General features: G+C 36.2%; 9 protein-coding genes. 2 read left to right on the top strand and 7 right to left on the bottom strand.

The window, feature by feature from the left end; all coding sequences use genetic code 11:
* Nucleotides 1-47 precede the first annotated feature (47 nt).
* Complete coding sequence (locus KI369_RS02360; protein WP_212954953.1) at nt 48-797, top strand: (S)-benzoin forming benzil reductase; 750 nt, start codon at nt 48-50, stop codon at nt 795-797.
* Nucleotides 798-834: 37 nt separating this feature from the next.
* On the opposite strand, the gene KI369_RS02355 is transcribed toward KI369_RS02360, so the two are convergent.
* The 6 genes from KI369_RS02355 to KI369_RS02330 form a co-directional block, all read right to left on the bottom strand.
* On the bottom strand, nt 835-1668 hold the full coding sequence (locus tag KI369_RS02355) for a GNAT family N-acetyltransferase (protein WP_212954952.1): 834 nt from the start codon (nt 1666-1668) through the stop codon (nt 835-837).
* Nucleotides 1669-1734: 66 nt separating this feature from the next.
* Nucleotides 1735-3243, bottom strand: coding sequence for an argininosuccinate lyase (gene argH, locus KI369_RS02350; protein ID WP_212954951.1), 1509 nt, complete (start codon nt 3241-3243; stop codon nt 1735-1737).
* A gap of 101 nt (nt 3244-3344) precedes the next feature.
* Nucleotides 3345-4454 carry a serine hydrolase gene (locus KI369_RS02345; protein ID WP_212954950.1) on the bottom strand — a complete coding sequence of 370 codons (1110 nt, stop codon included), beginning with the start codon at nt 4452-4454 and terminating at the stop codon, nt 3345-3347.
* Between the two features lie 117 nt (nt 4455-4571).
* Entirely contained in the window at nt 4572-5519 is a 948-nt protein-coding gene (locus tag KI369_RS02340; RefSeq protein WP_438800493.1) for a nucleoside hydrolase, read from the bottom strand.
* Nucleotides 5520-5621: 102 nt separating this feature from the next.
* The gene (gene panF, locus KI369_RS02335) at nt 5622-7061 is read right to left on the bottom strand and encodes a sodium/pantothenate symporter (protein ID WP_212954948.1); all 1440 of its coding nucleotides are present in this window, start codon (nt 7059-7061) and stop codon (nt 5622-5624) included.
* Nucleotides 7062-7064: 3 nt separating this feature from the next.
* Entirely contained in the window at nt 7065-7343 is a 279-nt protein-coding gene (locus tag KI369_RS02330) for a YhdT family protein (RefSeq protein WP_212954947.1), read from the bottom strand.
* A 272-nt stretch (nt 7344-7615) separates the two neighbouring features.
* Between KI369_RS02330 and dhaS the strand changes: the two genes are divergently transcribed.
* Nucleotides 7616-9100: an aldehyde dehydrogenase family protein gene (gene dhaS / locus KI369_RS02325; RefSeq protein WP_212954946.1), complete on the top strand. Its 1485-nt coding sequence runs from the start codon at nt 7616-7618 to the stop codon at nt 9098-9100.
* Between the two features lie 50 nt (nt 9101-9150).
* Here the strand turns inward: dhaS and fabG are convergent, their stop codons facing one another.
* Nucleotides 9151-9891, bottom strand: coding sequence for a 3-oxoacyl-ACP reductase FabG (fabG, locus tag KI369_RS02320; RefSeq protein WP_212954945.1), 741 nt, complete (start codon nt 9889-9891; stop codon nt 9151-9153).
* Nucleotides 9892-10042 lie beyond the last annotated feature (151 nt).

Below are 10042 nucleotides of genomic sequence, written 5' to 3'. Positions count from 1 at the left end.
ACTTTGTCCAACAAAATTCCGCACATACGAAAGGAGCTTACTACACTATGCGCTATGTTATCGTAACAGGAACTTCACAAGGTTTAGGTGAGGCAATCGCCGCGCAATTGTTAGAAGAAAACACGAGTATCATCTCTATTTCTAGAAGAGAAAATAAAGAACTTACGAAACTCGCAGAACAATATAATAGCAATTGTGTCTTCCACTCCTTAGATCTTCAAGATGTACATAATTTAGAAACGAACTTTAACAAAATCATTTCATCTATTCAAGAAGACACTGTATCATCTATTCATTTAATTAATAATGCGGGTACAGTTGCTCCTATGAAGCCAATTGAAAAAGCAGAAAGTGAACAATTCATTACGAACGTCCACATTAATTTACTTGCACCTATGATTCTTACATCTACTTTCATGAAACATACGAAAAAATGGAAAGTAGATAAACGCGTTATAAATATTTCATCTGGTGCAGGAAAAAATCCTTATTTCGGATGGGGTGCTTATTGCACAACGAAAGCAGGTGTAAATATGTTTACACAGTGCGTAGCAACTGAAGAAGTGGAAAAGGAATATCCAGTAAAAATCGTCGCTTTTGCACCTGGTGTCGTTGATACGAATATGCAAGCGCAAATTCGTGAAACAAATAAAGAAGACTTCATAAATTTAGACCGCTTCATCACACTAAAAGAAGAAGGAAAACTACTGTCACCTGAATACGTTGCGAAAGCAATTCGTAACTTACTAGAAACTGAGAATTTCCCGCAGGGTAAAGTAATTCGAATTGATGAATAACAAAAAGGCACGCTTATAATAAGCGTGCCTTATCATTCTATTTCTCTAAAAATATAAGTACAGACTCCATCATCTTCTCATAACCAATCTCTTGATAAATTTTATTCGATGTTGGATTTGCTAGGTCCGTATATAATGTCGTTGTTTTGTAACCTTCGTCTAACATACACTGACTAAGTGCCGCTACACAATTAGATGCATATCCCTTTTTCCTTGCTTCTTTCGGTGTATATACGAAATTAACTGTTATATTGTTTGTAGTTGGTCTCGTTTTTGCAGCTACAGAAACAAGCTTCCCGTCTACTTCTAAACCAAATAGACGACGGTTAGTAATTAATGTATGAGCGGTTTGTTTCGCTTCTTCTTTCGTAGTAGGAAGCTTCACATCTTCGTAAAATTGGTATATCCACTGTTCTATTAATGTTAGCTCATCACTACTTACTTCTCGAAAGACTCCATCTCCGTCCCACTTTTTCTTCACTTGTTTTAATTCATATATACCTTGCTCCATCACAACCGTAGTTTTCTTATTTTCTAACACTGCAATCTCTTCCGCTAATCTCTGTACAATTTTCTTATTACCGATTAATCCAGGAACATTTGGATATACTTCCGCTAATTTTTTTGCAAGTTCCACGATGTCCTCTTCCATCATTTCAGACGTAGCAACAATAATTTGTTTCTTTTCTTCTGTTTGAAGAAATACAATTACAATTTCTTCCTCTTGTTTTGCTACCCCCATAAATATCGGTTGTTGGACCATTCGTAATACACCTAATATGAGATTGTTTTCCTGTTCATTCTTTTCTAAAAATGGTGTAACCTCTTCTTTAAAATTAAGAATCTCTTCATATACATGTAATTGAATCATCGACAATCGCTTCTCTCTATTTATAGTTTCATTAAGTATTGGCGATTAATTCATTAAATCCTTCTTTTACGATTCAATAATATCCAAAGCTAACATATTCAAATCATTTTCCGCTTGTAAAATCCTCTGTTTTTCCTTTTCAAATACCTCTTCTTCTTTTCGAAATGACTCTTTTCGATTTTTAATCATGCGCTCCATTTCTTTTTTACTCGGTCCACCGTATACCTTTCTTTTTTGAATAAATGCTTCTGGCGATATAATTTCTTCCCACTCTTTTTCCAATGAATGTATTTTTAATTTTTCTTGTAAGTAAATATTTACATCTTTGAAATGTAATTCATGAAGCTCCTTTTGTTGCTCCAATGACATATTTGCAATAACACTTGCTGCATGATGAGCATGTCGAAATGGAATGTCATAGTTTTTTGTTAAAACATCTGCGAAATCCGTTATCGTAATTGCATGTTTATAGGAACGACTTTTCAACGTTTCTTCTTCTACTTTCATCGTTCGAATGACTGCATTCAAAATGCAAAATACACGAATAGCCTTTTCAATTCCTTTATATAAATACGGCTGCAAATCATCTTCCGTATCGACAATATCACCAAATGGTGTATTATGAATCATTTGAAATACTGTAAATGCTTCCCCTAAAGCACTACTCGTAATTGCACGGGCATGTTCAATGGAAACCGGATTTCGCTTTTGCGGCATAATGCTACTAATTTGTACATATGGCTTTGCAACAGTAATACCATCATATTCTTTCGTCGCTAATAGTAAGAAGTCATGAATCCATCTACTCATATTCGTCATCATTACCATAAGCAACGAGCTAACTTCTAATAAATAATCCGCTCCAGCAACAGCATCATATGAATTCTCAATTACATTTGTAAATCCTAGTAAATAAGCAACTCGCTCTCGTTTAATTGGGAAACTTGTTGTAGAAAGAGCGGCGGCTCCCATTGGAGACTGATTTAAAAGTTTGTACGTTCGTTTCATTCGCTCTAAATCTCTTTGCATCGTATCATAAATCGCTAACGTATAATGACCAAATGTTGTTGGCTGTGCTGGTTGTGTATGTGTATAAGCTGGCATAATCGTTTCCTTATGATCATCGGCAAGTTGCAACATACTTTCTTGCAATAACAAATGATGCTCCATTAATCGTAGTACATATCGCCTTAAACTCATACGATACATCGTTACACCCATATCATTTCTACTTCTACCAATATGCATATTACTTACAAAATCGCATTTCGCTTCTTGAGAAATTAAATGTTCGATTAAAAAAAAGAGATCTTCATGCTGCTTTGTATATAGCAATTGATCTTTTGGAATTCCCTCTATCTTTTTTAATGCGTGTAATATAACTTTAGCTTCTTCCTTTTTCATTAAATTTTCTTCAGTCAGCATTGTAATATGCGCTTTATGCACTTGAAACATATCTTTTAATAAGTAATTTCGTTGAAAATGAAATACATGTTGTAATACACAATCCACATATGTTTTCCCAGGGAAATCAGCGCCTTCACTCTTTATAAACTCTTCTTTACTTTGTTTCATCACCTTTTCCCCTCTCACCTAAGTATTACTACCCATCATACCCAGTGATGGCAAAAAAGTGCTTGTACATAAAAATAAACTCGGCGCTTTAAGCACCGAGTTTATTTAATAAAAGTCGCATCATACTTATCACTTTGCAACACTTGGAAATGTAAGTTTGCTAAATGTTTCCGTATTTCTGCACTGTCGTCCTTATTTAAATTATTTGCTAAAAACACTATTTCTGTACAGTTCCCGCGTTTATCCATCGCATAAACTGCTTTTGTAACTGTCCATGGCGTATAACCATTTTTTTGCCCTGCATGTCTAAATGTTTTACGATATTTCTTAGCACTCATATCTGTTTCAACGATATTCGCCCACACTTTTTCTTCGGCTTCTGTTAGGCCGCCTTTATGATTTGCCTTTTGAAGCAGTACCATATAATCGTTTGCAGAAGCTGCTGGTAATCGATCTGACCAAATTTTATCGTAACGTTCCTCTAAATAAAGAGGAATTTCCTTCTGTAATAATGGTCCCTTCTCTTTTAAGCGTTCATGAATAATCATCGCGTATTCACGATATTGCTCTTGAGACATTTCTTTTAACTTTTTCTCTACTTTATATTTCGGAACATGTAGTTCTTTATGCAAATACCCAGGGATGTATAAAGATGAAACAATCGGAAATAGCGGCTGATGTGCTGGAAGCGATAAACTTTGTAAATTACGATTAATATTATCTAACCCTAACACTTCCATTAAATATTCAGCATTCGCATTCGAACTAAACTTAACCATTCCTTTTGCCACTTCTTCTAAAGAAACTGCTCCTTCTGTTATCTTATCTGTCTTTTGCAAATATTTTTGCCATCTATCTTGTGCACCGCCATCTGTATTCGGTACGTAATAACGATTCACATCATTAATGGAAACGAAACTAGACGGATCAATTTTCCCCTCTGTAACTTGTTTCGTATATTCAAGCGCCACAATTAACTTCATCGTACTCGCAACTGGCAATACAACATTTGGATTTACAGAATAAACAACTTTATCATTTCTCTTTACTAGAAGCGCGCTATTTTTTTCATCTTTATGTTCTTCAATAAAGGATGCGATATACTGTGCATCATCATTATTTGAACTCCACACTTTTTTCACTAAAAAATTACCCGATATTAGCAAAACGAAAATACCCACAATCACTGCGCATACTATAGTTTTTTTCAAGTAAAATTCCTCTCCTATTGTGTAACTCTTCTCTATCTATCTCTTACAAACAAAATAATGGAGATGGTTAGTTAACTAACCATCTCCATTATTTTAACTTGTATTCTCCTATTATGTCTACGTCATGATTTTCACAAAATCCTCAAGGAATTGTTTATAATGTAATGACCAACCAATTCGCACCCAATTTTTCAAGGCTTTTGCATCAGGTTGAGGACGGAAATCTGCAATACTTTCTCCTTTTGCAATTCCTACTGTATCTACATCTACACGACGATATACATAATCCAATATTGACGGATTCGCCGCAACCATCATTGTAACGACGTCATGTACTGGACTTCCTGTTATTTTCGGATTTAACTTTCTATAAGCTTTATAATAATACGTAAAAATCGGTTCAATTAATTTATTAAAACTCGTTTTAGAATGTTTCGTAATATACTTTACCATCTCTGGCGTAATTATAGCTTCAGATGTAACATTAAGCGGCACCAACGTCACATTCTTGGCATTTTGCATGACTAATTGTGACGCAATAGGATCACCATGAAAATTCGCTTCTGCGACTGGTGTAACATTTCCTGGCATTAAAAAAGCACCGCCCATTATATAATATTCTTTCACATACTTCATCAATGGTTTTTCTAAAATAAATGCTGTCGCAAGTGTCGTTGACCTCCCAGCATCAACTATAATTAATTCTCCTTTATATTTTTCAAGAATGTCAAAAAACTCACAAAAAGGCCTTATATTTGGAGAAAGATTTTTTGGCGGTCGAATTGGTCCTAAACCTTCCGCCCCATGAATTTCTGGATAATACGTTGTAACATCTCCAGATAAAGGGATTTTCGCACCATTAATAATAGGTATATCTTCTCGCCCTGCCAGTTGCAATAAATATGCCGCATTACTTGTCGCCTTTTCTTGTGTTACATTTCCATATCCGGTTACAACACCAACAATATCAATATCAGGATGCAACAATCCATACATAATTGCCAAAGAGTCATCAATTCCCGGGTCTCCTAAAAATAATACTTTTTTCATCGCCCTCAACTCCATCCCCTCAATTGTTATTAATTTATGAATATTCACAGGCTTACAGAATAAAAAAGAACAAATTCATACGAAAAAACGCAGTCCTAAAAGGACTACGTTTTTCCTCTAACCTATACTGTTTTTCTTCACAGCACTCATACTTCCAATGATATAAGCGATAAACGCAAAACCAATTGGGAAGACAACTGTATGTATACCGAACGGATTTGGATAGAAAAGGTGAATACACATATATGAACCTACCCCAACTAAAATAGAGGCAAGCGCTCCTGTTGCATTTCCTTTTCTCCAATATAACCCTAATACGATTGGCCAAATGAATGCTGCTTCTAATCCACCGAAAGAAAATAAATTTAACCATATTAAAAAATCTGGTGGTTTAATTGCTGCCGCATAAACGAGCAGTCCTACGATACCAGTAATCCACAAACTTCCTTTTCTGATTGTACTGTCCGCTGCATCTTTATTTATGTAATTTACGTATATGTCTTTAATAATTGATGAACTTACGAGTAACAATAACGAGTTTACTGTAGACATAATTGCTGCCATTGGAGCAGCTAAGAAAACTCCGGCTAACCAAGGTGGTAACACTTCCATCGCGAGTAGCGGCATAACTTTATCTGGTACCGTTATACCTGGAAGTACGACCCGTGCAAACACACCCGTTAAATGCATACCAATCATAATTGTACCTACAACAACCGTTCCAATTATTAACGCTTGATGCATAGCTTTTGAATTTTTATAAGACATGGCACGCACGCTAATTTGCGGTAAACCAACAACGCCAATTCCAATTAAAATCCAAAATGATGTCACATACGATTTTGTTAAACTACCATCCGCTCCGAACGGTGTAATTAAATTCGGATTAATTTGAACAAGTTCCTGCATAATCTTTTCAATTCCACCACCGGCAATGACAGTAGCAATTAAAATGATTGTCGTTCCAACTAACATAATGATTCCTAATAACGTATCTGATAAAGCAACTGCACGAAATCCACCAATTAATACGTACACAAGTACAGAAAAAGTAAATAAAAATAGTGCTGTTGTATAAGATAGACCCGTTAGTGATTCAATTAATCGGCCACCGCCGACCCATTGAGCTACTGTTGCTGAAAATAAGAAGATAATAATACATACCGCAGAAAGTATAACAACTGCTTTATTATTGTATCTGCCCTTTAAATAATCAATAAGAGTGATTGCTTCCATCTTCCTAGCTATAATTGCAAACTTTTTACCAATAACCGTTAAAACGATATAACCTGTTACAACTTGAATCGCAGATAATAATACCCATCCGAGACCCATATTATACGCAATACCTGGGCCACCAATAAAGCTACTAGCACTACCGTACGTAGCAATCATTGTCATCGCTAATAATAAACCGCCAAGTTCACGCCCGCCAAGAAAATATTCTTGTAAAAATTTATTATTAGCAGTCGCTTGTACGCGTCTTGAAGCATATACACCAATTAAAAATACAACGATAAACGAAATTATCATTGGAATGATTACATACCAATTCATCTATTATTCCTCACTTTTTTCTTCCTCATCGAGTGAAATATCTTGAAATACAAAACGAACAACTAAACTAAGTAAAATAACCATAACGATAAATCCAACGATACAGCTATAAAAAAACCATGCTGGAAAACCGAATATATATGTATATTCACTTGGATTTTTACTACCAAGCCCATAAGCAAATCCGTACCATATTATAAAATTAATAATAGCAAGTCCAAGACCAATTAACGCTTCTCTATGGGCAATTCGAAAGCGTGGATCATCATGATAATTCTTCATTTTCTCCCTCCTCTCACGATGTATTATTGTACCACTGTTCTTCTAGTTTTTCCTACTAGAAAGCAAAATCAAGCAGGATTTTTTATAATCATATAGAAGATTCTCTTACATTACATATTTTTTACAATTGTAACACAAATGAAATTTGAATTTTCAGTATTTGTTAATTATGATTTAAATTAGAGGCTTTCCATCTAGTTCCTACATCCTTGATTTCGGAATAAACGCCGTCTCGTACTGCGTTTACATTATATTTTCAAGGGGGTTATACAATGAGTCAACTAGCTGTAAATCTTCATGAAAAGGTAGAAAAGTTTCTTCAAGGTACAAAAAAGTTATATGTGAATGGATCTTTCATCGAAAGCGCTTCCGGAAAAACATTTAAAACACCTAACCCAGCAACCGGTGAAACACTTGCCGTCGTTTCTGAAGCTGGTCGCGAAGATATTCATAAAGCTGTCATGGCAGCTCGCATGGCTTTTGACGAAGGTCCTTGGTCTCGCATGAGCACTGCTGAGCGAAGCCGCCTTATGTACAAATTAGCTGATTTAATGGAAGAACATAAAGAAGAGCTTGCACAGCTCGAAACATTAGATAACGGAAAGCCAATCCGTGAAACAATGGCAGCAGACATACCACTTGCAATTGAGCATATGCGCTATTATGCTGGTTGGGCGACGAAAATCGTTGGTCAAACAATTCCTGTTTCTGGTGATTACTTTAACTATACACGCCATGAAGCTGTTGGTGTCGTTGGTCAAATTATCCCTTGGAACTTCCCACTTCTTATGGCAATGTGGAAAATGGGAGCAGCACTTGCTACAGGATGTACAATCGTTTTAAAACCTGCAGAACAAACTCCACTATCCGCTCTATACTTAGCTGAATTAATTGAAGAAGCTGGATTCCCGAAAGGTGTTATTAATATCGTTCCTGGATTCGGTGAATCAGCTGGACAAGCTCTTGTTAATCATCCACTCGTTGATAAAATTGCATTTACTGGTTCTACTCCTGTCGGTAAACAAATTATGCGACAAGCATCTGAATCATTGAAACGCGTTACTTTAGAGCTTGGTGGTAAATCACCAAACATTATTTTACCAGACGCCGACTTATCTCGCGCAATCCCTGGTGCACTTTCTGGTGTTATGTTTAACCAAGGACAAGTATGCTCTGCTGGATCACGCTTATTTGTTCCGAATAAAATGTACGATAATGTCATGGCTGATCTTGTCCTTTACTCTAAAAAATTAAATCAAGGTGCTGGCTTAAGTCCAGAAACTACAATCGGTCCTCTCGTTTCTAAAGAACAACAAAAACGTGTAATGGGCTACATTGAAAAAGGAATTGAAGAAGGTGCTGAAGTACTTTGCGGAGGAAGTAATCCATTCGATCAAGGCTACTTCGTTTCTCCTACAGTATTTGCTGACGTAAATGACGAAATGACAATCGCAAAAGAAGAAATTTTCGGTCCAGTTATTTCTGCAATACCTTTTAACGATATTGATGAAGTAATTGAACGAGCAAATAAATCACAATTCGGCTTAGCAGCTGGTGTGTGGACAGAAAATGTTAAAACAGCACACTATGTTGCAAGTAAAGTACGTGCAGGTACAGTATGGGTTAACTGTTACAACGTCTTTGATGCAGCATCTCCATTTGGAGGATTTAAACAATCTGGCCTCGGCCGTGAAATGGGATCTTACGCATTAAATAACTATACAGAAGTGAAGAGCGTTTGGCTTAACTTAAATTAACAAAAAAGAACCTGACCTATCCGGCCAGGTTCTTTTCATTATGTGTTCATTTAAACTTGCAGTCCTCCGCTCACATTCAATACTTCTCCTGTAATATAGGATGCGTATTCTGACGCTAAAAAGGCAGCTGTGTTCGCAATATCTTCTGGCGTTCCAATTCTACCAACTGGAATCGCACCGACCATCTTTTCTTTCACTTTATCTGGTATCGTTTTTGTCATATCTGTATCCATAAACCCTGGACAAATCGCATTACACGTAATACCGAAACTTCCAACTTCTTTCGCTGCCGTTTTCGTTAAACCTACAACGCCTGCCTTCGTAGCCGCATAATTCGCTTGACCTATGTTTCCTTCTCTACTAATTGAAGATATATTAATAATGCGTCCATAACCTTGTTGTCTCATATAAAGAAGCGCTGGTTGCATACAATAAAAAACACCAGTTAAGTTCACTTGTAATACTTGTTCCCAAGAAGACTTCTCCATTTTATGTAACATTGCATCTCTTGTAATCCCGGCGTTATTCACCAAAATATGTAATGTACCGAATTTTTGAACCGCATATTCAATTAACGACTTCGCTTCATTTTGATTACTCACATCACATCGATATAAGCTCACTTCATATCCTTCATCCGATAACTCACGTGTCGTTTTTTGTAGCTTCTCTTCATTTACATCACTAATTAATACTTTCGCCCCTAGTTTTGCATAGACCCTTGCAATTTCTTTTCCAATCCCCTGTGCAGCGCCTGTTACAACAGCTGTTTTCCCATTTAAAAACTCCATCCCTATCCCCCATTTCTATTACTTATACTGTATATTTCGGCTTTTTGCCTTCCGATTCCTCTTTGTATAAAAAAGTCTATTTGTGTCAAACTAACTTTGCAACGTCGCATAAAGTGAAACTTTAATCAGTGGGGGTTTTCTTCATCCCCCA

Origin of the sequence: Bacillus sanguinis (assembly GCF_018332475.1) — a bacterium.
Classification (GTDB): Bacteria; Bacillota; Bacilli; order Bacillales; family Bacillaceae_G; genus Bacillus_A; species Bacillus_A sanguinis.
This window is presented reverse-complemented; position numbering and strand designations above follow the sequence as displayed.